Source organism: Sphingobium sp. TomTYG46 (genome assembly GCF_055396345.1).
In genome coordinates this window covers 397,055-421,720 of record NZ_AP027324.1, presented here as the reverse complement: position 1 = coordinate 421,720, position 24,666 = coordinate 397,055, and the positions used below count along the sequence as shown (strand labels likewise).

Below are 24,666 nucleotides of genomic sequence, written 5' to 3'. Positions count from 1 at the left end.
TCTCCCCCCTCCCGCAAGCGGAAGGGGTCGGGGGTGGGCACGATTGCGTAGCAATCGCATGCAACGCTTTGAATGAGGCAAGGACTCGCTAACGCTCGCGCCCACCCCTAACCTCCCGTCTGCGGGAGGGGAACAATTAGCAGTTCATTCCGCCCGCTTCACATATTCCCGCTCATACACATCAACAATGATGCGCGTGCCGGTGACGATATGCGGCGGCACCATGACGCGCACGCCATTGTCCAGGATCGCAGGCTTGTAGCTGGCAGAAGCGGTCTGCCCCTTCACCACGGCGTCGGCCTCCACGACCGTCGCTTCGATGGTTTCAGGCAGCTGCACCGAAATCGGGCGCTCGTCATACATTTCTAGGACAACCATCATGCCGTCCTGCAGGAAAGCGGCGGCATCACCAATCAAATCCTGCGGCAGGTTGATCTGCTCATAGGTTTCCGTATCCATGAAGACGAGCATGTCGCCCTCGGCATAGAGATACTGGAAATCCTTGGTGTCGAGCCGGATACGCTCAACCGTCTCGGCCGAGCGGAAACGGACGTTATTCTTGCGTCCGTCGATCAGGTTCTTCAGTTCCACCTGCATATAGGCGCCGCCCTTGCCGGGCTGCGTGTGCTGGATCTTGACGGCACGCCACAGGCTTCCGTCATATTCGATATTGTTGCCGGGACGAATCTCGACGCCGCTGATCTTCATGGGAAGAGCCTGCCTATATGTCTAAAGGTGAAAAGAGCCGACCTGTTTAAAAGGCTGGGCGCGCCTCTACATCGTGCCGTCGCGAAGGGCAAGTAGGCTCATCGGATCGGCCGCGCCAGCAAGGGGTAGGGATTGATCGCCCGGCCCCTGTACCATGGCTCGCCCGGCGTGATCTCATTCACGGCAAAGTGCAGGTGCGGCGCTGCCGGATCGGCATTGCCGGTGCTACCGACCGTGGCGATCTTCTGCCCCCGCCGCACGCTCTGACCCTCCGCCAGCCCGCGCGCATAACCATCCAGATGCGCATAATAATAGATGTGCCGCCCGTCGCGCGACCGCTGATAGATGGTCAGCCCGCCATCGGCGCTCGTGAACAGCTTTTCGATACGCCCATCCGCAGCCGCCAGCACGGCCCTGCCCCGTGCCGCCATGATGTCGATCGCATCATGCGGCCGCGCGCCACCAGCCCTTGCCTGCGTGAAAGTGTCGGTCAGCGCGGTAGGCGGCACACCCTCAACCGGGATCAGCAGAGAGCCGACTTCCGCCGCAGCCGGACGCTGAGGCGGCGAAGCCGTCCTTTCCAGGCCGCCCGGAACGATCCGCACGCACATCTTCAGGAACAGGAGCAACAGCAGGACGGCGATTATGATGCCCGCACATCCTCGCCGCCCCGGCCTCTTCATGCCTGGAACACCGCCTTCACCCCACTCTTCACCATCTGCGCCAGCCTTGCTGCATCCCAATTGGTCAGCCGGATGCAGCCATGGCTTTCAGTGCGTCCAATGGTCTGCGGTTCAGGCGTCCCGTGGATGCCATAATGCTGCTTGGAAAGGTCGATCCACACGACGCCCACCGGCCCATTGGGTCCCGGCTTCAACACCGCCTTCTCGTCCTTCGCATCGGCATCCCAGAACAGATCAGGATTATAATGGAAATCAGGGTTCCGGCTGATGCCCTTGATCTCCCACGTGCCGAGCGGCAGCGGATCATGTTCCGAACCCATAGTCGCCGGGAACTGCGCGATCAGCTTGTTGGCCTCGTCGAACACGCGCAGTACGCCTTCGGACTTGTCGACCACGATATGATCGGCCTGCGGCTGATCCTTAGCGACCGCTAGGCTGGCGAGCGTAGTGCCCCAGCCGCGCTCATCCCCCTCGATCTGCGCCACTGGCTGATTGCCCACGGCTGGCACCCGCACGGTAGCGCCCGGCCCCAGCTTTGTATTGGGCGCATTCAACGCCACCAGCACTTCAGGCTTGGTATGAAATCGCTCAGCCAGCTTCTCGATCAAATTGCGATAGCCAAGCGCGGGCAGCTTCGCCTGATCGGCATATTCCTTGGGAATTGTAGTGAACGGACCACGCGCAAAGCCCTCAGGGATCGTCACCAGCCACGTTGCTGGCGGCGGCTTGTCGCCCAGCAACGCCTTTGCCGTCGCCTCATCATATTTGCCAGTCTCCGGCAGGCCCTTCGCCTCCTGAAATCCCTTCAGCGCGGCGGTAAAGGACATGCCCTCTTTCCCATCCAGCACACCGGGCGAAAAGCCCGCCCGATCAAGCGCCACCTGCGCCTGTAAGATGGAGTCCGCGCGAGCAGGCGCACCGCCCGGCTCGGGCACTATGGAGAAGGCATAGGGATCGCCGACCGGCTTAACCGCCGCACCCTGCGCTGCCTCCTTCTGATCTGCGGGAGCCACTGTCCCGCTTTCATTGGCGTCGGTGACGGCAACCTTGCAAGCCGAACAGAGCAGCGTGAGCGCGAGCAGATATGTCTTCAAGGCGATACTCTCCCGATGTTCGGGGAGAGAAACGCGCAAAGCTCAGGAAAGCTGCCTCCCGCCATTAACTAGCATCCGGCGAGACTTATTTAGAGCAGAATGTGTTCGATCTAAATCACCAAGTCCGTTCAGGCGAACGGCATTAGGAAGCGGCGCTGATCTAAAAGCCACGCTCCTCTAAGACCCTCCCAGCACAGCCGAAAATGCCGCAACGCCCGCGCGCGGCCCGTCCGGATGCGCCCACACCGCGCTGCTCACCGCCAGAAAGTCCGCGCCCGCCTCGACCAGCGGCGCGGCGTTATCCGCCGTAATCCCCCCGATCGCCACGCAAGGCAGCTCGAACAGGGTCGTCCACCAGCCAAGGATCGATGGCTCCGGCCGGTGATGCGTTTCCTTGGTCGTCGTGGGATAGAAGGCGCCGAACGCGACATAGTCCGCCCCGGCCTCGCCCGCTTCCATCGCAAGGTGGCGGCTATCATGGCAGGTCACGCCAATCTGCACCTTCGGCCCCAATATCTTGCGCGCCTCTCGCGGGTCGCCATCCCCCTGCCCCAGATGCACGCCATCCGCGCCCAACCGCTTGGCCAGCGCGACGCTGTCGTTGATAATGAAGGCGACCTCCCGCTCCGCGCACAGCTTTTGCAACGGCTCGGCCGCGAGGGCGATCGCGTCCTCATCCACGCCCTTCAACCGCAACTGGAACGCCGCCACCTTGCCGCCGTCCAAAGCCTTGGCCAACTGTGCCGCGAAACCCTCGTCGATCACGGGCGGCGATATGAGGTAAAGCTGGCAGGGCGGGCGGAAGCCCTTGTCGAACTGGTCGGCAAAATGCGGATCGAGCGCCAGCTCTTCATCGGTAAAGTCGGTCATGCGCAGCCCTTAGCGCGTTTCGCCACTTAAGGAAAAGAATGGAACCGCGTTCGGCCGCGGCGGCTTGTCCTGTCATGATCAGGATCGGCTACTCAGGATGGAACTACCGCCATTGGCGCGGCACCTTCTACCCGGAAAAACTGGCGATGAAGCGCTGGTTCGCCTTCTACGCCGACCATTTCGACACGGTGGAGATCAACAACAGCTTCTACCGCCGCCCCAAGCCGGAGACCATCGACGGTTGGCGCGACCAGGCCCCGCCCGGATTCTGATATGCGGTCAAGGCAAACCGCTATCTCACCCAGGCTCTGAAGCTCACCAACTGTGAAGAGCCGATGGAGCGGATGATGGCGTCCTTCCGCCATTTCGGCCCAACGCTTGGCCCCATTCTCTATCAATTGCCGCCTAGCCTCACCTTCAACCTCGACCGACTCGAAAGCTTCCTTAAGCTGCAACCCGCCGACATCCTCCCCGTCTTCGAGTTCCGCCACCCCAGCTGGTATGAAGATGCGACCTACGAATTGCTCGACCGGCATGGCGCCAGCTTCTGCGTTCATGACATGGCTGGATCATCCAGCCCCAGGATGGTGACGGGCCGCGCCGCCTATGTCCGCTTCCATGGCGGCCAAGGCAAATATTGGGGACGCTATGCGGAGGATGATCTGCGCGAATGGGCCGGGTGGATGAACGATCAGGCTCACCAGGGTCGCGCGGTCTGGGCCTATTTCAACAACGACATCAACGCCGATGCCATCCAGGACGCCTTGGCGCTCAAGGGGATGACAGGCTGAAAATTCTGCGCCAGTCAGGTGAGTGAGGGCTGCTGACATCTGTCGCCAGCAGCCCTCATGTCACATCACGCCGCCTTCTTGGTCGAGGCGGTGTAGATTTCGTCGATCGCCTGACCCAGCGACACGTTGAACTCATCCTGGCTCATCTGGTGGCGCAGATCGTTCAGCAGCGCACGGCTGAAGCTGGCTATGATGCCGCGATTCTTCGCCAGTTCAACGCATGCCTCGGCGCGCGAGAAGCCGCCCGACAGCGCCACGACGCGCAGCACCTTGGGATGATCGACCAGCGCGTCGAACAAGCCAGCCTTGGCGGGCAGCGACAGCTTCAGCATCACCTTCTGGCCTTCGGGCAGCGCATCCAGGCCCTTGAGCAGTTCCTCCAGCAGGATCTGGTCGGCGGCGGCCCGCTCGGGGCTCTTAATGTTGATCTCCGGTTCCAGCATCGGCATCAGCCCGGCGGCCAGCACCTGCGCGCCAACCTTGAACTGCTGCTTGACGATCGCGGCGATGCCCTCGCGATTGGCGAGATTGATAACCGAACGCTCCTTGGTCCCGAACACGCCGAGCGACTTTGCCCGCTTTAGCAGCGTGTCGAGTTCCGGCATCGGCTTCATCATCTGAACGCCGTTTGCCTCGTCTTCCAGACCTTTGTCGATCTTGATGAAGGGCACGACGCCACGCTCGATCAGCGCCTGAGGCACGGACTTGCCGCCCGCCTGACCGTCCATCGTCCGTTCGAACAGGATCGCGCCGATCACCTTTTCGCCGCTGAAACAGGGCGAGGTGATGATACGGCTGCGCATGTCGTGGATGAGGCCGAACATCTCCTCATCATTGCTCCACGCACCTTCCTCAATGCCGTAGCCCTTGAGAGCCTTGGGCGTCGAACCGCCGCTCTGGTCGAGCGCGGCGATAAAGCCGTTGCCGCCCGCAATCTTGTTCATCATGTCCTGATCCAGCATCTGCACATACTTTCTCTGTAGGAGTTGCACCGCCCCATTGGCGGCATCGGAAAGAGGGAAAGGCCGCCATCCTTTCGGACAGCGGCCTTTAAAATTCACACCATCAATGCGCTGACGCCCGGCAGGTCCTTGCCTTCCATCCATTCGAGGAAAGCACCGCCAGCCGTGGACACGAACGTAAAGTCGCCCGCGACGCCTGCATGGTTGAGCGCCGCGACCGTGTCACCGCCACCCGCCACGGACGTCAGCTGCCCTTCCTTGGTCAACGCCGCCGCCGTCTTGGCCAGCGCCACCGTCGCCTTGTCGAACGGAGCAATCTCGAACGCGCCCAATGGCCCGTTCCACACCAAAGTCCGGCAGTTCTTGAGCGCGTCACCCAACGCCTCAACGGCGGCAGGCCCTACGTCCAGGATCATCTCGTCGGCGGCGACCTCATGCACATTGCATGTCCGCACCGAAGGCGGGTTGGCCGCAAACTCCTTCGCCACCACCACGTCATAGGGCAGATGGATGGTGCAGCCCGCAGCCTCGGCCTTGTCGAAGATCGCCTCGGCTGTCTCGGCCAAATCCTTCTCGCACAGCGACTTGCCCACATCGACGCCGCGCGCGTGAAGGAAAGTGTTGGCCATCCCGCCGCCGATGATCAGATGATCGACCTTGGCGACGAGGTTGTTCAGCACGTCGAGCTTAGTCGAAACCTTCGCACCGCCGACAACCGCCGCGACCGGCTTCACCGGCTCGCCGAGCGCCGCCTGCAGCGCGTCGAGTTCCTTCTCCATCGAGCGGCCCGCAAAAGCAGGCAGCTTGTGCGCCAGCCCCTCGGTCGAGGCATGGGCACGGTGCGCGGCGGAAAAAGCGTCATTCACATAGAGATCGCCGATCGCCGCCATCGCTTCGACGAGAGCCGGATCATTCTTCTCTTCACCGGGATGGAAGCGGGTATTTTCCAGGATCGAGATATCGCCCGGACGCATCACAGCGATGCCATCCACAGCCGCTTCGCCGCAGCAATCGGGGATGAACTGAACGTCGCGGCCCAACACCTGCGTCAGCGGACGCGTGATCTTCGACAGCGAATATTCCGGGTTCTTCTGCCCCTTGGGCCGTCCGAAATGCGCCAGGATCAACACCTTCGCGCCGCGATCCGCCAGCTCCAGGATCGTCGGCATCGCCGCCCGCAGGCGGGTGTCGTCGCTGACGCTGCCATCCTGCATCGGCACGTTCAAATCTTCGCGCACCAACACGGTCTTGCCGCTGATGTCGCCCATATCGTCCAGCGTCTTGAAGGGCTTGGCCACAGCTATCTCCTACCGCCCGCCGTCATCCCAGCGAAAGCTGGGATCTCATCCCGTGGGCAGGACGTAAAATCAGATCCCAGCTTTCGCTGGGATGACGAAAAAGGGCGGGTCCTAAGGCCCGCCCGGTTTCTTTTACAGCAGACCCGCAACCACGCCGGTCGTATCGATCATGCGGTTCGAGAAGCCCCATTCATTGTCGTACCAGCTGAGCACGCGAACCAGATTACCGTCGATGACGGCGGTCTCCAGGCTGTCCACGGTCGAGCTGCGCGCATCGCCATTATAGTCGATCGACACCAGCGGCTCGTCCGAATAGCCCAGCACGCCCTTGAGCGGACCTGCTTCCGAAGCAGCCTTCAGCAGCTGGTTGACCTCTTCCTTGTTCGTGGCGCGCTTGGCGATGAACTTGAGATCGACAACCGAGACGTTCGGCGTCGGCACGCGCACCGACGAACCATCCAGCTTGCCCTTCAGCTCAGGCAGAACCTCGCCCACCGCGCGCGCGGCACCGGTGGTGGTCGGGATCATCGACAGTGCAGCGGCGCGGGCGCGGCGCATGTCGCTGTGCAGCTGGTCCAGCGTGTTCTGGTCGTTGGTATAGCTGTGGATCGTCGTCATGAAGCCCTTTTCGATACCAATGGCATCGTGCAGAACCTTGGCGAGCGGAGCCAGGCAGTTGGTGGTGCAGCTGGCGTTCGAGATGACCACATCATCGCCGGTCAACGCATCATGGTTGACGCCGAACACGATGGTCTTGTCGACGCCGGTTGCAGGAGCCGAGATCACAACACGCTTGGCGCCAGCGGTCAGGTGCGCGCTTGCCTTTTCCTTCGAAGCGAAGATGCCGGTGCATTCCAGGGCGATTTCGACGCCCTGCGCCGCGTGCGGCAGCTTGGCCGGATCACGCTCGGCAGTGACGGCAATGCGCTTGCCGTTGATGATCAGCGCGTCGCCTTCGGCGCTGACTTCGCCAGCCCAATTACCATGGACGCTGTCACGCTTGAACAGCAGGGCGTTCGCCTTGGCATCGCCCAGATCGTTGATGCTGACCAGCTCCAGATCATGGTCGGTGCGCGACAAGATTGCGCGCGCCACCAGCCGACCGATACGTCCGAAACCGTTAATTGCTACCTTCGTTGCCACTGCACTAGCCTCCTGATTGGGTAGATGTTCTTAATGATCGAGCGCGGCCGCAACCTGCGGCGCGATCTTGGCGGCCGTCAGGCCGAAATGGTCGTAAAGTGCTTCCGCCGGGGCCGAAGCGCCAAAGCTGTCGATGCCAAAACGCAAGCCGGCGATGCCAACATAGCGTTCCCAGCCGAAGGTCGTCCCTGCCTCAATCGAGCAACGCAGCACATGGTGCGGAAGGAGATCATCCTTATACGCCTGCGGCTGCGCGTCGAAATGCGCCCAGCTCGGCATCGAAACCACGTCCGCGCCGATGCCCTGGCTTTCAAGCAGATCAGCCGTCGCAACAGCAATCTCTACCTCCGAACCCGTCGCGATCAGCACAACCTTGCGGCCAGCCTTCGCCGCGCGCAGGCGATAAGCCCCCTTCGCAGACAGATTTTCGCTCTTCTCCGTCCGCAGCTGCGGCAGGTTCTGGCGAGTCAGCGCCAATACCGACGGACCCTGTTGGTCCTTCAGCGCCAATTCCCAGCATTCCGCCGTCTCGACAATGTCCGCCGGGCGATAAACATCCAGGTTCGGGATCATGCGCAGCGACATGACATGTTCGATCGGCTGATGGGTCGGACCATCCTCGCCCAGACCGATCGAGTCATGGGTCAGCACATGAATGACGCGCTGCTCCTGAAGCGCGGCCAAGCGGATGCCGCCACGCATATAATCGGAAAAGACCAGGAAAGTGCCACCATAGGGGATGACGCCGCCATGAAGCGCCATGCCGTTCATCGCGCAGGCCATGCCGAACTCGCGAATGCCGTAATAGACATAGCGGCCCGAATAATCGTCCTTGGTCAGCGGCCCGGTCGACTTGGTCTTGGTGTTGTTCGACCCGGTCAAATCCGCCGAACCGCCCAGCGTCTCGGGCAGCAGGTCATTGATCGCCCCCAGCGCCAATTCGCTCGCCTTGCGGGTCGCGACCTTCTGCGGATTGGCGATCAACGTGTCGATATAGGCGTCGAGCGAGAAGTCAGCAGGCAGCTCGCCAGCCATCCGGCGCTCGAACTCGGCCTTCTGGCCATTGTCCGCCAGACGCCCCTCCCAGGCAGCGCGCACTTCCGCACCCTGCGAACCGATGCGGCGCCATTCAGCGGCAATATCCTCGGGGATGACGAAAGGTTCGGCAGTCCAGCCCAGAAACTCACGAGCCGCCGCGACTTCGGCCTCGCCCAACGCCGAACCATGGACACCCGATGTGCCCGCCTTGTTCGGCGCGCCATAACCGATCTTGGTGGCGCAGGCGACCAGCGACGGGCGCGGATCGTCCAGCGCTTCGTCGATGGCGCGGCGTACATCGGCGACATCATGACCGTCGCAGGAAACGACATGCCAGCCGGTCGCCACATAGCGCGCCCGCACATCCTCGCTGCTCGACAGGTCCACCGCGCCGTCGATGGTGATCTTGTTATCGTCCCACAGCACGATCAGGCGACCAAGGTTCAGGTGGCCCGCAAGGCCGATCGCCTCATGGTTGATGCCTTCCATCAGGCATCCGTCGCCCGCGATCACCCAGGTGCGGTGATCAACCAGATCGTCACCGAACTGCGCATTGAGGTGCCGCTCGGCAATCGCCATGCCGACCGCAGTGGCCAGGCCCGAACCCAGCGGGCCGGTGGTCGCTTCCACGCCCGCCAGCTCGAAATTCTCAGGGTGCCCCGCGCAAGGCGAACTCAGCTGGCGGAAATTACGGATATCCTCCATCGTCGGCCGCGCATAGCCAGTGAGGTGCAGCAGCGAGTAGATCAGCATCGAACCATGACCGGCAGACAGCACGAAGCGGTCGCGATCGGCCCATTTGGGCTGGGTCGGATCGAACTTGATATAATCCTTGAATAGCACCGTCGCGACGTCCGCCATGCCCATCGGCATGCCCGGATGGCCGCTGTTCGCCGCCTGCACTGCGTCCATGGAAAGCGCCCGGATGGCGCTGGCGAGCGACTTTTCGGATACGGTCATCTAGGCTGGCTTCTTCCTTGGCTTGGCTCACGGCCCCCTGCTGAGCCGGCGAATCGAAATCGGGTCCCCTTTGTCGCGTTGCACCCAAGGCGTCAACCGTGGCAGGACCTTGGGGAGCGCCAAGCCGTCCAATGACAGCTTTTGCAAGGCGAAAACTTTGTCTATGCGTGGGTCATGGCAAGCAACCGAATGATGCAGGCGATCGTCAGGCTGGAACGTGCGATCGGTCGGCTCGAACAGGATGTGGAAGGTCTCGCGTCGCCGGGTTCGGCCTCCTCCTCTTCCCCCGGCATGGACCACGCCGCCGCGCGCGCGGCACTGCGTTCGCTCGATGAACTTATCGCCGATCTCAAGGGGGAAGCACGTGGCTGAAACGAGCCTTCAGATCGCCGGACGTCATTATACCGTCCGTTGCCGCGATGGGGAGGAAGCGCATCTCGCCCACCTCGCCACCCTGATCGAGCGCAAGGCCCGTCTTGCGCAGCAGAACACGCCTGGTCTTACCGAAGTGCGCACGCTCCTGTTCGCCGCGCTCTTCCTTGCCGACGAACTCAACGACCTCAAGCGCGAGGCGATCGGACGCCAGCAGCAACTGGCGCTCGGCGAAGATGAGGACGATGCCACGGCTCACGCCGTGGAGGCTCTCGCCGCCCGCATAGAAAAGCTGAGCGACAGACTTGCCGCGCAGGCATCCGGCGCCTAGATATAGCGCGACGGGTACTGCCTCGTACGAGCTTTAGCGAACATCCCTGAGGCGATAATCACATCCAAGGGGGCTGTCCCTGGGCGGGTCCAGGCCCGATCTACATGGTCCCCACCTGACGTTGAGGCGTCAGAGGATATTCCAGCAAACGGCCAAGGCGGTCCCGTCACCCTCCTCGTTCTCCCCAACCTCCGTTCGTTTCAAGCGCAGTCGAGAAACCAGTTTCCAGCCCCCTCCTCCGGGTCTAAACGCGGCCCCATGAGCGAATATCTCGACAAGAGCGCCCTGCGCACCCTCGCCCGGACACACCGCCGCACCTTCGTGCAATCGCTCGATCCGCTGGCGCACCGGCTAACCTTCAAGGCGCTCCCCTCGCCACTCGCCCGCAGGCTGAATAATGCGCAGACGGTTGCGCTCTACATGGGCCTCGACGACGAAGCGCCCGCCCAACGCCTCGCCCCCCAGCTTGCCGCCATGGGCAAGACTCTCGCCCTCCCCCGCGTCATCGACCGCCTCGGCAGCATGGAATTCCTCGCCTGGACGCCGGAGGATCAGCTTCACCCCGGCCTCTACGGCACCCACCATCCCGAACCCAGCGGCCCGCCCGTCGCGCCGGACGTCATCATCGCCCCGCTGCTCGGCTTCGACCGTGCGATGAACCGGCTGGGCCAGGGCGGCGGCTACTATGACCGCGCCTTCGCCCGCTACCCCGATGCGCTGCGGATCGGCCTCGCCTGGTCAGTGCAGGAACAAGACGCCCTGCCCGCCGACCCGTGGGACCTGCCGCTCCACATCATCCTCACCGAAGTCGAATTGATCGAAGGACCCGACGCGTGAACCGTCAACCTGCTCCATACGAACCCAGTTGGCGCAAGCCCGTGGGCATGCTCGCCATCGTCGGGCTTATCACACTTTGGGCAGTCCTCGTCGGCAGCCTGTCAGGGCTCATCGGCAGCCTGCCGATGATCGTGCAGGTGCCGGTTTATGTCTTCCTCGGCATCATCTGGATCTGGGTTCTGCCGCTAAAGCGCCTGCTCGCCTGGATGGAAACCGGCCGCTGGCGTCGCGGTTAACGCGCCATACGTTCGGCGCGGCTAAGACCTCCAACTCCGTCGCTACTAGCGCCCACTTCCGTCACCCCAGCGAAAGCTGGGCTCTCGTGAGGCGAGGCCGCACGTAAAGGCCTGAGATGCCAGCTTCCGCTGGCATGACGCTCATCAAATTATTGTGAAATTTCCGGCCCTTAAGGACCATCCACTCTTCCAAAAGAGTGGCGCGAGTGACGGGGCTCGAACCCGCGACCTCCGGCGTGACAGGCCGGCGCTCTAACCAACTGAGCTACACCCGCGTTCGGTGTGGGCGGGCATCTATGCGGGACCGCCGGACCTGTCAACCGGCTCTTTCGCCACTTTCTTCTTTCTCGTCATTTTCTTCGCGCAGCGCCACTGTCAGCGTCCCCCGCTCAAACAGGAAACCCGCGATATCCGGGGTTCCGGCAGCCGCCACCACGGTCTGGATGATGATCAGCAGAGGCACGCCCAGCAGCGCGCCCGGCGTTCCCCAAACCCATCCCCAGAAAGTCAGCGACACTAGAATCAGCAGCGGGTTCATCGTCAGCCGCCGCCCCAGCACCGTCGGCGTGATCACATTGGCCTCCACCAGATGAAAGCCGATCTGCGTCACCGCAGGCGCCAGCGCCCGCCACACATCATCGAACACCATGAGGCCGCCCAGCGCCAGCAAAGCCGCAGCCAACATCGGCCCGAAATAGGGCACGAAATTCAGCAGCGCGACGATCCCGCCCCACATCAGCGGCGAAGGCATGCCGATCAGCCACAGCGCAAACGCAACCGCCAACCCGAGGCACAGGTTGATCGTCGCGATCGTCAGCACATAGGCAGATGTCGCATCGACCACATTCTGGATCACCCGCGCTACCGCCATCGCCCCGTCAAAGCTGCCCCGGCTGTTGATCGTCCGCCGCCGCAGCCGCGTCCAACCGGCGAGGAAAAAATAGATGATGAGCAGCGCGAACACCATCTGGATGATCGCGGAAGGCGCGGAGGTCGCGGCGAACTGCAACAGCGATCGCGGCGCGTCCACCGCCGCCGTCTGGGCCGCTGCCACTGGCCCCGTCGCCAGCATCTGCACCGTTTCGTCCACGAAATGCTGCAACTGGGAATAAAAATCGATCAGCGGCGCCAGATTGTCCTGAATCTTGGGCAAACGCTGCGGCAGCAGCCTGAACCAGTCCGCCGCCGGCACCACGATCAGCACCAGCGCCGTATTCGCTACCACCAGGAACGCGATCACCGCCGCCAGCGCCGCCACGGCCGAAGGCACACCCCGCCGCTCCATCCACTCCAGGAACGGCACCAGCGCGATTGCGATCACGACCGCTGCCGTCAGCGGCAGGAAAAACTCCGCCCCCTCGCGCAAGGCAAAGGGTAAGGCAAGGAGCAGCCCAACGCCCGTCGTCAGCGCGATCGACGCCAGCAGCCGATCCCGCCGCCGGTTGATTTCCAGCTGTTCATGAGGTGTCACTGAATAATCGATCCTGCCCGCATATCGACAATGTGTACCGGCCCGCCACAGCCCGTCAATTTCATTCATCGGCCCGAACATGACTAAAGCCCATTAACCAAATTTTCGCTCCCCTGTCCTAAGCAATAGCGAAACGGGGATCGGGGCTTTGAACGGATGATGCGTAAACTGGCGCTGCTGGGCATGGCGGGATGGGCAATGCTGTCCGCACCCTCGCTAGCCCGCACGAACCTGCGCATGGAAACGCAAATGTTCGTGGAGCGCGTCCATACCGATATCAACGGCCGAGCCCGTCGCACCCTTGCCAGCGCCAGCCGCGCAGCACCGGGTGCCCAACTTCTCTTCGTCATCAATTGGCGCAACGAAGGCAGCCAGCCGGTGCAGGGCATCGCCCTGACCAACGCCATCCCGCGCGGCACCCTCCTCACCGCGCCCGATCCGTCGATGCAAGTATCGGTGGACGGCGGCCAACGCTGGGGCCGTCTGGACGAGCTTTGGCTGCCGACCCCTCTAGGCGGCGTTCGCAGGGCCATTCCCGCCGACATCACCCATATACGCTGGACCAGCCCCACGCGCCTGTCGCCGGGCGAGACTGCGCGTCTGAGTTATAGGGCCACGATGCGGTGAACCAAAAAATAGCCCCTCCCTTTCAAGGGAGGGGACGGGGGTGGGTCGCCGCGCCAGCGGCGTTCTGCCTTTTCAATCGGTTGCTGGCTCGCTTCGCTCGCACCCACCCCAACCCCTCCCTTGAAAGGGAGGGGCATATATTCTCTCACTCCGCAAACAATAGCACGGGCGTCTCCAGCAACCGCTTCACCGCCTGCACGAAACTCGCCGCGTCCCATCCATCCACCACGCGATGGTCGCAACTGATCGACAGGTTCATCAGCTTCGCCGCCACAACCTCCGGACCACGAAACACCGGCCGCTCGATCACTCGATTAGGCCCGATAATCGCCACCTCTGGCCGATTGATCACCGGCGTCGTCGCCACCCCGCCTAGCGCACCCAACGACGTCAGCGTCAAAGTCGATCCCGAAAGCTCCTCCACCCTGGCCTTGCCCGACCGCGCCACCTCGGCGAGCCGCCTGATCTCGCTCGCCAATTGCCAGATATTCCGATCCTGCGCGTCCCGGATCACCGGCACCATCAACCCCGCGTCCGTCTGCGTCGCAATCCCCATATGCACAGCGCCAAAACGCGTCACCACGCCCGCTTCGTCATCATAGCGGGCGTTCAGCATCGGAAAGTCCGGCAGCGCCCGGCAAATCGACACGATCAACAGCGGCAGCATCGTCAGCTTCGGCCGATCCCCACGCTCGCCATTCAACTGCGCGCGCATCCGCTCCAGCTCGGTGACGTCGATCTCTTCCACATAAGAGAAATGCGGAATATGCCGCTTTGACGCCGCCATATTTTCAGCAATCCGGCGGCGCAGGCCAATGACCTTCACCACCTCATCCTCCCGCCGCGCGCGCTGCCCCGCAGGCCGATAGCCCTGCCCCACACCGTAAAGCAGGAAAGCATCGAGGTCTGAATGGCGGATATGATCGCCGGTTGGCTTCACCTGGGAAAGGTCTATCCCCAATTCCTTGGCGCGGGCACGGACGGCGGGGGATGCGAGCACCTGCTCCCTCTCCCCTTCAGGGACCGCTGGGAGGCACGTACCGCCCTGCTCCCTCTCCCCTTCAGGGGTCGCAGGGAGGCGCGTGACTCCCTGCGAGGTTGGGGAGAGGGGCTGTAACGCGAGCGCTTCGCCTAGCTCCCCCTCTCCCAACCCTCTCCCCTGAAGGGGAGAGGACTTTTCAGCCTTATCCTGCGAAGAAAATCCTTCCCCCGCAGCTCCAGCCCGCTCAACCGACGAAACAATCCCGTTCACCGACGAACCCGCTACCTCGCGTCCTCCCGCCGTCTCCGCCGCAATCTCCTCCACCGAAGGCATCGGAGCCTCCCCAACGGAAGCAACCTCCCCCTCAACCTCAATCTCCACCAGCATGGCGCCGATCGCCACCTGCTCACCCGCCTCCCCGGCCAGCCGCTTTACCACCCCCGCGACCGGGCTCTCCATCTCGACCGTAGCCTTATCAGTCATCATGTCGGCGATAGGCTGGTCTTCCTCCACCCGGTCCCCGACCTTCACATGCCAACCGACAATCTCCGCCTCGGAAATGCCTTCGCCGATGTCAGGCAGCCTGAACGTGAACAGCGCCATGGCTCAATCCCTCATGATCTTCGTAATCGCTTCCCTGATCCGCACCGGCCCCGGAAAATAGGCCCATTCCAGACTGTGCGGATAGGGCGTATCGAAACCCGTCACTCGTTCGATCGGCGCTTCCAGATGATAGAAGCACCGCTCCTGCACCAATGCGCTCAATTCCGCGCCAAAGCCGCTGGTCCGCGTCGCCTCATGCACGATCAGGCAGCGGCCGGTTTTCTTCACCGACTGCTCGATGGCCTCTATGTCCAGCGGCACCAGCGTCCGCAGGTCGATGATCTCGGCGTCGACGCCCATCTCCGTGACGGTGCTTTCGATCACATGCTCCATCGTGCCGTAGCAGAGGATGGTCAGCGCCTCCCCCTCCCGCACCGTGCGCGCCTGCCCCAACGGCACGCGATAATAGCCCTCCGGAACCATCGCCCCGGGATGGCCCGCCCAGCTCTTCGCTGGCCGGTCATAATGGCCATCGAACGGCCCATTATAAATGCGCTTGGGTTCGAAGAAGATCACCGGATCATTATCCTCGATCGCCGCGATCAGCAGCCCCTTGGCGTCATAGGGGGTCGAGGGAATCACCGTCTTGATCCCCGAAACATGGGTAAAGATGCCCTCGGGAGATTGACTGTGCGTCTGCCCGCCGAAAATCCCGCCGCCAAAGGGCGACCGCACCGTCATCGGCGCGATGAACTCTCCCGCCGACCGATAACGCAGCCGCGCCGCCTCGCTCACCAACTGATCAAGCGCGGGGTAGATATAGTCGGCAAACTGTATTTCCGGCACCGGCCGCAACCCATAGGCCCCCATCCCCACCGCGACGCCGATAATCCCGGTCTCGGTGATCGGCGTGTCGAACACCCGGTTCTTGCCAAATTTCTTCTGCAACCCCGCCGTCGCCCGGAAAACGCCGCCAAAATAACCGACATCCTCCCCCATGACGACGACATCGGGGTCACGCTCCATCATCACGTCGAGAGCGCTGTTTATCGCCTGGATCATGCTCATCTGGCGAGTTTCCTGGCTCATCTCCTCTCTCCTTCAGGGGAGAGGATAGCGGAGCTTGCCAGCCCGCTGGCTAGCGCAGCTTGGAGAGGGGGAGACAGCGCGCCCACGTGTCTCTCCGTCATGCCAGCGAAGGCTGGCATCTCCCGGCCTCCAGGCTGAACATACATGCATGAGATCCCAGCCTGCGCTGGGATGACGAGATCAAAAAGCGCTTCCCCCCTCACAACCCGGCAGCCTTCGCTTCATCCAGCATCTGCCGCTGCTGCTCGCGCAAATGCCAGGGCATCTCCTCGAACACATCCTCGAACATGCTCTCCATCGGCTGATGGAGCCCATGCCCCAAAATCCCGTTTTTCTCCGCTTCCTTCGCAGCCTCACGCACCTGCTCGGCCAGTTCCTTGTCCATCGCCGCCTGCCGTTCCTCGTCCCAGATGCCGACCGCGATGCAATGCTGCTTCAACCGAGCAATCGGATCGCCCAGCGGCCAGTGGCTTCCCTCGTCCGCCGACCGATAGGCGCTCGGATCATCGGACGTGCTGTGCCCCTCAGTCCGATAGGTAAAATGCTCGATCAGCGTCGGCCCATGATTGGCCCGCGCCCGATCCGCTGCCCAGCGCGTCGCAGCATAGACCGCCAGCGCGTCATTGCCGTCGATCCGCAGCCCGGCGATGCCATAGCCGATCGCTCGCGCCGCAAAGGTCGTTGCCTCCGCCCCCGCAAAGCCGGAAAAGCTGCTGATCGCCCACTGGTTGTTGACGACGTTCAGGATCACCGGGGCACGGTAGACGCTGGCAAAAGTGCAGGCGGAATGGAAATCCCCTTCCGCCGTCGATCCTTCCCCGCACCATGTCGCCGCGATCCGCGTGTCGCCCCGTGCCGCGCTCGCCATGGCCCAACCCACCGCCTGCGGATATTGGGTAGCCAGGTTGCCGGAGATCGAGAAGAACCCCGCTTCCCGCGCCGAATACATGATCGGCAGCTGCCGCCCCTTCAGCCGGTCGCCCTTGTTCGAATAAATCTGGTTCATCATGTCGACCAAAGGCCAGCCGCGCGCGATCAATATCCCCTGCTGGCGATAGCTGGGGAAGCACATGTCATCGCTCGCCAGCGCCGCCGCCGCGCCGATCGACACTGCCTCCTCGCCGGTCGATTTCATGTAAAAGCTGGTCTTGCCCTGCCGCTGCGCCCGGAACATGCGCCCGTCGAACGCCCGCGTCAGCGCCATGCCGCGCAGCATGCGGAGCAGCATCTCGGACGGCAGCTTCGGATCCCACGGTCCCACCGCGCGCCCTTCCTCATCCAGCACGCGGACAAGGTCATAGGCCATTTCCCGCATCGTACCCGCGTCCGCCGCCTCATCGGGCCTGCGCGAGGTTCCGGCGGGGGGAATGTCAAAATGACCGAAATCGGCTTCATCGCCGGGCCGAAACTGCGGTTCCGGCACATGCAACCGCAATGGCGGCAGGTTCCGGCCGTCCGCCGAAAGCTGCTCTTCGGCATTCTGGCCGCTCTGAGTTCCGGCCTTTCCAGCGCCCGAACCGTTCCGGTCGCCCATCCTGCCTCCTACTCGCATTTGCAATATTATTGCTTTATGCAATTATTATATTACAACGCTCGCCGAAAGCAAGAGTTCCGTTTTCCCGCTATTTCCTTCTTGAATTCAAACCGCCACCGGCGCCGCAATGTGACTCTGCGGCTTATAATCCACCACTTCGAAATCCTCGATCCGATAATCGAAAATGCTTTCCGGCCGCCTCTTTATCCTCAGCTTCGGCGCGCCTTCCGGCGTCCGGCTGATCTGCTCCTCAACCAGTTCGGCATGATTCAAGTAAAGATGCACGTCGCCACCGTGCCAGACGACTTCCCCCGGCTCCAGATCGCATTGCTGCGCCAACATCCGCGTAATCATCGACAACCCGAAGATGTTGAACGCAAATCCAAGGCCAAGGTCACAACTGCGCTGGAACAGTAGCCCGTTGAGCCGCCCATTCGACACCTGAAACTGATAGGTCATATGACAAGGCGGCAGAGCCATCTGCGCCACTTCCGCAACATTCCACCCCGTAAAAAGCAGGCGCCGCGATCCCGGGTTGTTCCTGATCCCCTCGACCAGTTCCGCAATCTGGTTATGCCCCTTTTCCGCCCGCCGGAAGAGCCCGTCACCAACCGCTTCATAGCGCGGCCAGTTCACCCACTGCGCCCCATAAACCGGCCCCAGGTCGCCCCACTGCTCCGCGAAAGCCGCATCCTCGACGATCCGCGCTTCAAAATCGTCCCGGCTGATGTCCTCGCCCGTTGCCTTGCGATAGGCATGCAGCGGCCAGTCGGTCCAGATATGCACGCCCTGGCGCACAAGCTCGCGGATATTGGTGTCGCCCGTCAGGAACCACAGCATCTCCCGCGCCGCGACTTTCCAGTAAACCCGCTTGGTCGTCAGCAACGGCACCGCATCATCGGCCAGCGAAAAACGCATGCTCGCGCCCAGCAGAGATCGCGTGCCCACTCCCGTCCGGTCGATCCGCTCGTCCCCCTCCGTCCAGATCCGGCGCATCAGGTGCAGATATTGCTGTTCGTAATGCGCTTCGGCCGGGATGACGGTGCTGGTCAACGGGGGTTCTTTCCTGCTGGGACGATTCCAAACTCGCCGCCCCGCTTTAGCCGAGCGAACAGCCGCTAGCCAATCTTGCTTTCGCTTCGGATCATTCTGCCCGCCTTCCGCTCCACAGTGGAGACGGTTGGCCGTGATCACTGATCGGCCCGGCTGCATCCTGGTGCGATGACTATCACGGCAAACATGCAAATCCTGCTCCTCGACGATGATTGGCGCCCCGTGCACCGCGTGGATGGCAATGAAGATTGGCGTTGCATCGTGCAGGAACTGCTGCTGCGCGACAGCCACTGGCTGACAATCGAACAGCAGCGCCCCGACCAGCGCTCCCCCTATCCATGTTGGAGCGACATTCGCCTTTCACGAACCATCGCTCGCCGCTTCCGGCCCATGGAGGTCAAGCTCGCCGATCATATAATCCGGGGCACCGCGAACCAGTTCAGCTTTCGCGCGGCAGGCCTGCTCTGACCATGTCAAAAAAAGCGCGCTCAGCCGCTTGCCAGCCCGAAAAGCCCCCTCTATAGACCCCGCCTGCCCAGCGGCGTTGCAAGCAATGCCGCTATCGGTCGGGGAGTAGCTCAGCCTGGTAGAGCACTGTCTTCGGGAGGCAGGGGCCGGAGGTTCGAATCCTCTCTCCCCGACCAATTATTTTTTTCTGTTTGTTTTCAGATATTTAGGCGCAAACTCTGAAAGGCTACGTAGCACTAGCACCGATAACGTATGCAGTTTGCGGTGAACCGCCTTGTGCATAGGATCAATCACCGGCGGGGGTTGGTTTCAAATTTTGTTTTTTCGCGCCATTTGCTGAGGCACCTCCCCTCAAACCGCAAGCAGACGGTTGCACTCGGCTCGCCACTAGGCCACTTAAACGACATGCATCAGGTCGCCTTGGAGTCAGAGCAAGTCTGTTCAGAAGCCGTTCGTTGGGATGATGGTTGCCGCTCAGATGCTGTTCGTAATCAGTTCCTTATACCGTTTCTGGTGCGGCTGTTCGCTGAACAGCGTCCATCGACGATATTAGATATTGGTACAGGAACGGGTCATATTCCCCGGTCAGTGGATATAGCCCTACCCTTCCGGGCCCAATGGACCCTCATTGGCCATAGAGGCGTCAGCCGCGCAACATGCGCTGCTGCCGACCGCCCGTAGTTTTTTGCTGCGTCCCGACAGCACAGAAAAAAGGGCGCGTTTCCGCGCCCTTCTATCATATGAGTTTTCGACCGCCCGTCATGCGTCTCCAAACACTCGGCGGAAGATGGTGTCCACCTGCTCGAAGTGATAGCCGAGGTCGAATTTCTCTTCGATCTGCTCAGCGGTAAGAGCTGCGGATACGTCCGGATCGCCCTTCAGCAGTTCGAGAAGCGAAAGCTGGCCATCCGATTCCCAGACCTTCATCGCGTTGCGCTGAACATAGCGATAGCTGTCCTCGCGCGAAACGCCCGCCTGCGTCAGCGCCAGCAACACCCGTTGCGAATGAACAAGACCACCCATCTTGTCGAGGTTCTTCATCATGCGTTCGGGATAGACGAGCAGCTTGTCGATGACCCCGGTCATGCGGCCCAGGGCAAAGTCGAGCGTGATGGTAGCATCAGGACCGATATAGCGTTCAACCGACGAATGGCTGATGTCGCGCTCATGCCACAGGGCGACATTTTCCATCGCGGGCAGCGCATAGCTGCGCACCATGCGCGCAAGGCCCGTCAGATTTTCAGTCAGAACGGGATTGCGCTTGTGCGGCATCGCCGAACTGCCCTTCTGGCCGGGGGAGAAATATTCCTCCGCCTCCAGCACTTCGGTGCGTTGCAGATGCCGGACCTCAACGGCCAGCCGTTCTATCGAGCTTGCAATAACGCCCAGGGTGGCAAAGAACATCGCGTGGCGATCACGGGGAATGACCTGGGTCGAAACAGGTTCGACGGCCAGCCCCAACTTGGCCGCGACATGTTCTTCGACACGCGGATCGATATTCGCGAACGTGCCGACCGCGCCGGAAACAGCGCAAGTCGCAATTTCCTCACGCGCCGCGACAAGGCGGGTCCGGCACCGGCTGAACTCGGCATAGGCCTCGGCCATCTTGAGACCGAAAGTGACCGGCTCGGCATGAATGCCGTGACTGCGCCCAATCGTCGGCGTCAATTTATGTTCAAACGCGCGACGCTTGATGACGTCGAGCAGTTGATCCAGATCCTCGATCAGGATGTCGGCCGCGCGGGAAAGCTGCACGGCAAGGCAGGTGTCCAGCACATCGGAAGAGGTCATGCCCTGATGCATGAAGCGCGCTTCGTCGCCGACCTGCTCAGCAACCCAGGTCAGGAAGGCGATGACGTCATGCTTGGTCACGGCCTCGATGGCGTCGATCGCTGGCACGTCTATGGTCGGGTTGGTCGCCCACCAGTCCCACAGCGCCTTGGCAGCTGATTTGGGCACCACGCCCAATTCACCGAGCGCATCGGTGGCGTGCGCCTCGATCTCGAACCAAATGCGAAATCGAGCCTCGGGCTCCCAGAGAGCTGTCATTTTCGGGCGGGCGTAGCGCGGGACCATCGAACGAATCCTGATTGCTGATAAAAGTTCGCGCGCCGCCTAGCAGTCCAGCCATTCAAGGGCAAATCGCGCCCTCAATTGGGTTCGCGCGTCTGTACCAGTAACTTTTTACCCCGAATATCGCAGCGTTCAAAGATGGGACGAGCCAGTTTCACAGGCGAATTGCCGAGCCTGAATGGATATTCAGGAAACGCGGTCGTCACTTATGTATTCATGGGTCAAGCTATCGAGCAACTGACCTACTCGACCGCTGCCGAGGGAGAAAGTGATGTTACGCGGCCTCATATTTTCATTTGCGCTGTCTGCCGCCGTTCCGGCTATCGGACAGGTTGGTTCTGTGCCCGGTAGCCCACAGGCAGGTGTGAGCACATCTCCTCAAAGCCCGGCGGCGACACCGGCCGATACCGTCGCATCCATCGTCGATAGCGAATTCCCGGCCTATGATGCCAATGGAGACGGTCAACTCGACAAGGCCGAGTTTTCACGCTGGATGGTTGCGCTCAAGGATCAGGAGATGAAAAGCAGCGGTGAAAAACTATCCGCCGCTGACGTCACAATTTGGGCTGATGGCGCATTCAGGACCGCCGATGCGGACAAAAGCACGTCCGTAAGCAAGCCCGAACTCATCACCTATCTGAGCCGCGGCGCTGCTTAATCGCCTCGCACTATTATTTAGGCTGACAAGAACCCGGTCTATGGGTCACAGCATGGGGCGGCGTGGAGCGAAGGCCATGCCGCCTCCCTTTTAGACCAATCGATCAGCCACGTTTTTTATTGGTATACAGAAGCGCTGCAACGATGGCGGCCGATCCTATGCCGACTGCGGTGCCCATCCATACGCCTCGGCCCGCTGTCTTTCGGGCAGCCGTTGCCAGATCGGGCTTTGCTTCTGTTGCCTGTTCGGGGGCGCCCGCGTCGGGCGCATCTTTGTCGGACTTGGTCATGGTGAATCGGCTTATGCAACAAGGTCGCGCCGGAGAAAAGATAGCTGTCAGATATCAGTTCAATAATCGGGCAACGTCTGCCGCGCTTCTCCCCATCCCCGCATCTCTCGTGATGCCGCGCGGGCGACCAATGCATCCACGTCCGCGATAGTGAAAACCCCCGGCCGATCAATATCCTCCAGTTCGTTCCAGTTGACGGGCACCGCCACCGGAGCATTTTCACGCGCCCTGACGACATAGGGGAGCACCGCCGTAGCCCCCCGCTGATTGCGCAGCCAGTCGATAAAGATCCGGCCCTTCCTCTTGGCCTTACTCATTGTTGCCGTGAAACGATCGGGTTCGGCGGCGGCGAGCGCTCTTGCGAAGCGGTCGGCGAAATCCTTGACCTGCGGCCATTCGGCTTCGGGCGTAAGCGGGACAACCACATGCACGCCTTTTCCACCGGACAACATGGGAAAGCTGGTGAGGCCGATGTCCTCAAGCGTGCGGCGAATGTCGCGGGCGGCCTTCTTCACATCCTCAAAGTCGAGGCCTTCATCCGGATCGAGGTCGAAGATCAGCCGGTCGGGCTTTTCGACATCCTCCACCCGGGAACCCCAGCCATGGAATTCAATCGTGCCCATTTGAACGCAAGCGATCAGCCCATCAATGTCGTCCACATAAAGATAGTCCTGCTCGTCGCCGTCCTTTTCGCGAATGGGGACGTGCTTCACATGGTCACCAAAACTGCCGCTGTCATGCTTTTGGAAAAAGCATTTCTTCGCCCGTCCCTGTGGGCAGCGCACCAGGCTTATCGGACGATGCGCTATCCAGGGCAGCATGATCGCCCCGGCCGCTTCATAATAGTCGGCCAACTGCCCCTTAGTCACCTTCGCCTCCGGAAAGATCAGCCGTTCGCGGTTTGAGACATGAACGCCGCTTTCCTGTTCAGGCACAGTCATAACCTTCTCCCGAGCCACTTCGCCCGCCTTCTTGTCCTCGCGAAGCCCAAGGAAGCTGCCGTGGCGCACGACATTATCGCTGGTGAACTCCGCAAAGGCGATTTCGGCCACCAAGTCAGGGCGCACCCATTTGGCGCCCCGCGTTTCGCTGCGTGGTACGTTCAAGGCAGGGGCTTGGCGGGCTCGTGCCTTCAGTTGGCGAAGCAGTTGATCACTGTTTCGCGCATTGAAACCCGTGCCGACCTTGCCCGCGTAGACGAGTCCTTGATCATCATTCTGCGCTAGAAGGATGTTACGGATCGCGCGCCCGCTTGCGGAACTGGGAGTCCATCCGACAATGACAAATTCCTGCCGACGGGTGCATTTAACCTTGAGCCAGTTCTTCGTTCGGGTGCCACGATAAGGAGCATCTGCTCGCTTGCAGATTATCCCTTCCTGCCCGGCCTCGCACATCGTCCGGAAAAGCTTTTCGCCAGCGCCCAGAATATGGTCGGAAAAATGCACATGCGCGCTACCCTGGCCCAGCAGAGCCGCTAGCTTTTCCTTACGGGCGATGTTGGGCTGCCATGTCAGATCCTCCCCTTCGAGTGAAAGAAGATCGAAGGCGAAGAGGTGGAGGGCACCCTTGCCTTCTCCCTTCAACACCTGCTGCAATGTGGAAAAGTCCGGATTTCCGTCCGCCCCCAGTGCGACGACTTCTCCATCTATCAGCATGGGCGGAAGGTTCATGACGCCTATTTCCTTCGCCAGCGGCGCGAAGCGGTCAGTCCAGTCGAGACCGGTGCGCGTGAACAGCTGAACGCGGTTGCCGGAAACACTGACCAAGATGCGATAACCGTCATATTTGATCTCGTGCAGCCATCCATTGCCCGTGGGGACGGCATCGACCAGCGTCGCGAGCTGCGGCGCGTGAAATGGTGGTGCTTTTTCCTGTCGGCGGCGCTTGGGGGAAGGCTGAACCGGCGTCGCCTTCTTCGCTTCGTCCATAGCGGCATCGAAAGCCTTTCCGCGCTTGCCCTTTAGCGAGATCGCTGGTGCGTTGGCGGCAATCTCGCCCATGGTCCTGCCACTCTTGATGCTGGTCAGTTCCCGCCCGACCAAATCCTCGGCGGGGCCAGCATAGGCATCATCTATCTTGCGGAGCAGCCAATTCTCCCTCTTCCCTTCGCCGGGCCGGGGTTTCAGGCGGATCAGAAGCCACTCGCCCTTCATCCGCTTGCCGTGAAGAATGAAGTGAAGATGTCCTTTCACCAGGTCCTTTGCACTTTTCCCGGGGACCGGTTCCCAAGTGCCCTCATCCCACAGCATCACTGTACCACCGCCATATTCGCCCTTTGGGATCGTGCCTTCAAAGCTCGCATAGGATAGCGGATGATCTTCGGTGCGAACGGCAAGACGCTTGTCGGCGGGGTCAAGACTAGGGCCGCGTGTCACCGCCCAACTTTTCAACACGCCGTCCACTTCCAGCCGGAAATCATAGTGCAAACGCGTGGCATCATGCTTCTGCACGATGAAGCTGTTGCCGCTGGCGCGCGTCCGCTTTCCCGCCGGTTCCTTGGTTCGAGTGAAATCGCGCTTGCGATTATATTCCTTGAGGGGGTCGGCTTCGGCCATA

Annotated in this window: 23 protein-coding genes, 2 tRNA genes, 1 other RNA gene and 1 pseudogene; 10 read left to right on the top strand and 17 right to left on the bottom strand. The window is 61.6% G+C overall.

The genetic code is table 11. From position 1 onward, the window contains the following. Window positions 1–144: 144 nt before the first annotated feature. The 4 genes from efp to thiE form a co-directional block, all read right to left on the bottom strand. Entirely contained in the window at window positions 145–708 is a 564-nt protein-coding gene (gene efp, locus ACZ5YV_RS02275) for an elongation factor P (RefSeq protein ID WP_464788392.1), read from the bottom strand. Between the two features lie 98 nt (window positions 709–806). Further along, window positions 807–1,391: a M23 family metallopeptidase gene (locus tag ACZ5YV_RS02270; RefSeq protein WP_464788391.1), complete on the bottom strand. Its 585-nt coding sequence runs from the start codon at window positions 1,389–1,391 to the stop codon at window positions 807–809. Then, window positions 1,388–2,485 carry a L,D-transpeptidase family protein gene (locus tag ACZ5YV_RS02265; protein WP_464788390.1) on the bottom strand — a complete coding sequence of 366 codons (1,098 nt, stop codon included), beginning with the start codon at window positions 2,483–2,485 and terminating at the stop codon, window positions 1,388–1,390. The genes ACZ5YV_RS02270 and ACZ5YV_RS02265 overlap by 4 nt, the downstream gene beginning before the upstream one ends. Before the next feature lie 177 nt (window positions 2,486–2,662). Beyond that, window positions 2,663–3,355 carry a thiamine phosphate synthase gene (gene thiE / locus ACZ5YV_RS02260; RefSeq protein WP_464788389.1) on the bottom strand — a complete coding sequence of 231 codons (693 nt, stop codon included), beginning with the start codon at window positions 3,353–3,355 and terminating at the stop codon, window positions 2,663–2,665. A gap of 38 nt (window positions 3,356–3,393) precedes the next feature. Between thiE and ACZ5YV_RS02255 the strand changes: the two are divergent. Beyond that, a pseudogene (locus tag ACZ5YV_RS02255) lies at window positions 3,394–4,146 on the top strand (DUF72 domain-containing protein). Window positions 4,147–4,211: 65 nt separating this feature from the next. On the opposite strand, the gene ACZ5YV_RS02250 reads toward ACZ5YV_RS02255, so the two are convergent. The 4 genes from ACZ5YV_RS02250 to tkt form a co-directional block, all read right to left on the bottom strand. Then, the gene (locus ACZ5YV_RS02250) at window positions 4,212–5,108 is read right to left on the bottom strand and encodes a fructose bisphosphate aldolase (RefSeq protein WP_464789130.1); all 897 of its coding nucleotides are present in this window, start codon (window positions 5,106–5,108) and stop codon (window positions 4,212–4,214) included. Window positions 5,109–5,203: 95 nt separating this feature from the next. Further along, window positions 5,204–6,406 carry a phosphoglycerate kinase gene (locus ACZ5YV_RS02245; RefSeq protein WP_464788388.1) on the bottom strand — a complete coding sequence of 401 codons (1,203 nt, stop codon included), beginning with the start codon at window positions 6,404–6,406 and terminating at the stop codon, window positions 5,204–5,206. Window positions 6,407–6,538: 132 nt separating this feature from the next. After that, a complete protein-coding gene (gap, locus tag ACZ5YV_RS02240; protein WP_464788387.1) occupies window positions 6,539–7,549 on the bottom strand; it encodes a type I glyceraldehyde-3-phosphate dehydrogenase in 1,011 nt (336 codons plus the stop codon). A 30-nt stretch (window positions 7,550–7,579) separates the two neighbouring features. Next, window positions 7,580–9,547, bottom strand: a complete 1,968-nt coding sequence (gene tkt, locus ACZ5YV_RS02235; protein ID WP_464788386.1) for a transketolase — start codon at window positions 9,545–9,547, stop codon at window positions 7,580–7,582. A 174-nt stretch (window positions 9,548–9,721) separates the two neighbouring features. Here tkt and ACZ5YV_RS02230 point away from each other — a divergent pair, with 174 nt between their 5' ends. The 5 genes from ACZ5YV_RS02230 to ACZ5YV_RS02210 all read left to right on the top strand — a co-directional run bounded on the left by ACZ5YV_RS02230 (window position 9,722) and on the right by ACZ5YV_RS02210 (window position 11,323). Continuing rightward, a complete protein-coding gene (locus ACZ5YV_RS02230; RefSeq protein ID WP_464788385.1) occupies window positions 9,722–9,919 on the top strand; it encodes a hypothetical protein in 198 nt (65 codons plus the stop codon). Next, complete coding sequence (locus ACZ5YV_RS02225) at window positions 9,912–10,250, top strand: cell division protein ZapA (protein ID WP_464788384.1); 339 nt, start codon at window positions 9,912–9,914, stop codon at window positions 10,248–10,250. Before ACZ5YV_RS02230 ends, ACZ5YV_RS02225 begins: the two co-directional genes overlap by 8 nt. Window positions 10,251–10,261: 11 nt before the next feature. Further along, window positions 10,262–10,418: non-coding RNA, 6S RNA (gene ssrS, locus ACZ5YV_RS02220), on the top strand. 90 nt (window positions 10,419–10,508) lie between these two features. After that, window positions 10,509–11,087 (top strand): 5-formyltetrahydrofolate cyclo-ligase, encoded by a 579-nt coding sequence (locus ACZ5YV_RS02215; RefSeq protein ID WP_464788383.1) that lies wholly within the window; start codon window positions 10,509–10,511, stop codon window positions 11,085–11,087. Beyond that, entirely contained in the window at window positions 11,084–11,323 is a 240-nt protein-coding gene (locus ACZ5YV_RS02210; RefSeq protein ID WP_460987684.1) for a DUF2842 domain-containing protein, read from the top strand. Before ACZ5YV_RS02215 ends, ACZ5YV_RS02210 begins: the two co-directional genes overlap by 4 nt. A 198-nt stretch (window positions 11,324–11,521) precedes the next feature. Here the strand turns inward: ACZ5YV_RS02210 and ACZ5YV_RS02205 are convergent. Both ACZ5YV_RS02205 and ACZ5YV_RS02200 read right to left on the bottom strand, forming a co-directional pair. Continuing rightward, window positions 11,522–11,598: transfer RNA gene (locus ACZ5YV_RS02205), tRNA-Asp, on the bottom strand. Between the two features lie 41 nt (window positions 11,599–11,639). Then, window positions 11,640–12,794: an AI-2E family transporter gene (locus tag ACZ5YV_RS02200; RefSeq protein WP_464788382.1), complete on the bottom strand. Its 1,155-nt coding sequence runs from the start codon at window positions 12,792–12,794 to the stop codon at window positions 11,640–11,642. Between the two features lie 156 nt (window positions 12,795–12,950). On the opposite strand from ACZ5YV_RS02200, the gene ACZ5YV_RS02195 reads away from it, so the two are divergent. Further along, on the top strand, window positions 12,951–13,421 hold the full coding sequence (locus ACZ5YV_RS02195; RefSeq protein ID WP_464788381.1) for a hypothetical protein: 471 nt from the start codon (window positions 12,951–12,953) through the stop codon (window positions 13,419–13,421). Between the two features lie 145 nt (window positions 13,422–13,566). Here the strand turns inward: ACZ5YV_RS02195 and ACZ5YV_RS02190 are convergent, their stop codons facing one another. The 4 genes from ACZ5YV_RS02190 to thyA all read right to left on the bottom strand — a co-directional run bounded on the left by ACZ5YV_RS02190 (window position 13,567) and on the right by thyA (window position 18,622). After that, window positions 13,567–15,006 (bottom strand): dihydrolipoamide acetyltransferase family protein, encoded by a 1,440-nt coding sequence (locus tag ACZ5YV_RS02190; protein WP_464788380.1) that lies wholly within the window; start codon window positions 15,004–15,006, stop codon window positions 13,567–13,569. A gap of 3 nt (window positions 15,007–15,009) precedes the next feature. Next, window positions 15,010–16,014, bottom strand: coding sequence for an alpha-ketoacid dehydrogenase subunit beta (locus tag ACZ5YV_RS02185; protein WP_464789129.1), 1,005 nt, complete (start codon window positions 16,012–16,014; stop codon window positions 15,010–15,012). Between the two features lie 220 nt (window positions 16,015–16,234). Further along, window positions 16,235–17,569 (bottom strand): thiamine pyrophosphate-dependent enzyme, encoded by a 1,335-nt coding sequence (locus tag ACZ5YV_RS02180; protein WP_464788379.1) that lies wholly within the window; start codon window positions 17,567–17,569, stop codon window positions 16,235–16,237. Window positions 17,570–17,674: 105 nt separating this feature from the next. Then, entirely contained in the window at window positions 17,675–18,622 is a 948-nt protein-coding gene (thyA, locus tag ACZ5YV_RS02175) for a thymidylate synthase (protein WP_464788378.1), read from the bottom strand. Window positions 18,623–18,790: 168 nt separating this feature from the next. Here thyA and ACZ5YV_RS02170 point away from each other — a divergent pair, with 168 nt between their 5' ends. Together ACZ5YV_RS02170 and ACZ5YV_RS02165 are read left to right on the top strand one after the other, a co-directional pair. Beyond that, window positions 18,791–19,090: a JAB domain-containing protein gene (locus ACZ5YV_RS02170; RefSeq protein WP_464788377.1), complete on the top strand. Its 300-nt coding sequence runs from the start codon at window positions 18,791–18,793 to the stop codon at window positions 19,088–19,090. 99 nt (window positions 19,091–19,189) lie between these two features. Then, a tRNA-Pro gene (locus ACZ5YV_RS02165) sits at window positions 19,190–19,266 on the top strand. Between the two features lie 583 nt (window positions 19,267–19,849). Here the strand turns inward: ACZ5YV_RS02165 and purB are convergent. After that, complete coding sequence (gene purB / locus ACZ5YV_RS02160) at window positions 19,850–21,166, bottom strand: adenylosuccinate lyase (RefSeq protein ID WP_464788376.1); 1,317 nt, start codon at window positions 21,164–21,166, stop codon at window positions 19,850–19,852. A gap of 268 nt (window positions 21,167–21,434) precedes the next feature. Between purB and ACZ5YV_RS02155 the strand changes: the two genes are divergently transcribed. Further along, window positions 21,435–21,821, top strand: a complete 387-nt coding sequence (locus tag ACZ5YV_RS02155) for an EF-hand domain-containing protein (RefSeq protein WP_464788375.1) — start codon at window positions 21,435–21,437, stop codon at window positions 21,819–21,821. A 103-nt stretch (window positions 21,822–21,924) separates the two neighbouring features. Here the strand turns inward: ACZ5YV_RS02155 and ACZ5YV_RS02150 are convergent, their stop codons facing one another. Then, window positions 21,925–22,110, bottom strand: a complete 186-nt coding sequence (locus ACZ5YV_RS02150) for a hypothetical protein (RefSeq protein WP_449471522.1) — start codon at window positions 22,108–22,110, stop codon at window positions 21,925–21,927. A gap of 59 nt (window positions 22,111–22,169) precedes the next feature. After that, on the bottom strand, window positions 22,170–24,665 hold the full coding sequence (gene ligD, locus ACZ5YV_RS02145; protein ID WP_464788374.1) for a DNA ligase D: 2,496 nt from the start codon (window positions 24,663–24,665) through the stop codon (window positions 22,170–22,172). Between the last annotated feature and the right edge of the window lies 1 nt (window position 24,666).

Coding starts and splice junctions, on each gene's coding strand:
- efp (WP_464788392.1), bottom strand. CDS start 708: ATGAAGATCAGCGGCGTCGAGATTCGTCCCGGCAACAATATCGAATAT.
- ACZ5YV_RS02270 (WP_464788391.1), bottom strand. CDS start 1,391: ATGAAGAGGCCGGGGCGGCGAGGATGTGCGGGCATCATAATCGCCGTC.
- thiE (WP_464788389.1), bottom strand. CDS start 3,355: ATGACCGACTTTACCGATGAAGAGCTGGCGCTCGATCCGCATTTTGCC.
- ACZ5YV_RS02250 (WP_464789130.1), bottom strand. CDS start 5,108: ATGCTGGATCAGGACATGATGAACAAGATTGCGGGCGGCAACGGCTTT.
- tkt (WP_464788386.1), bottom strand. CDS start 9,547: ATGACCGTATCCGAAAAGTCGCTCGCCAGCGCCATCCGGGCGCTTTCC.
- ACZ5YV_RS02230 (WP_464788385.1), top strand. CDS start 9,722: ATGGCAAGCAACCGAATGATGCAGGCGATCGTCAGGCTGGAACGTGCG.
- ACZ5YV_RS02215 (WP_464788383.1), top strand. CDS start 10,509: ATGAGCGAATATCTCGACAAGAGCGCCCTGCGCACCCTCGCCCGGACA.
- ACZ5YV_RS02195 (WP_464788381.1), top strand. CDS start 12,951: ATGATGCGTAAACTGGCGCTGCTGGGCATGGCGGGATGGGCAATGCTG.
- ACZ5YV_RS02190 (WP_464788380.1), bottom strand. CDS start 15,006: ATGGCGCTGTTCACGTTCAGGCTGCCTGACATCGGCGAAGGCATTTCC.
- ACZ5YV_RS02185 (WP_464789129.1), bottom strand. CDS start 16,014: ATGAGCATGATCCAGGCGATAAACAGCGCTCTCGACGTGATGATGGAG.
- ACZ5YV_RS02180 (WP_464788379.1), bottom strand. CDS start 17,569: ATGGGCGACCGGAACGGTTCGGGCGCTGGAAAGGCCGGAACTCAGAGC.
- ACZ5YV_RS02170 (WP_464788377.1), top strand. CDS start 18,791: ATGACTATCACGGCAAACATGCAAATCCTGCTCCTCGACGATGATTGG.
- purB (WP_464788376.1), bottom strand. CDS start 21,166: ATGGTCCCGCGCTACGCCCGCCCGAAAATGACAGCTCTCTGGGAGCCC.
- ACZ5YV_RS02155 (WP_464788375.1), top strand. CDS start 21,435: ATGTTACGCGGCCTCATATTTTCATTTGCGCTGTCTGCCGCCGTTCCG.
- ACZ5YV_RS02150 (WP_449471522.1), bottom strand. CDS start 22,110: ATGACCAAGTCCGACAAAGATGCGCCCGACGCGGGCGCCCCCGAACAG.
- ligD (WP_464788374.1), bottom strand. CDS start 24,665: ATGGCCGAAGCCGACCCCCTCAAGGAATATAATCGCAAGCGCGATTTC.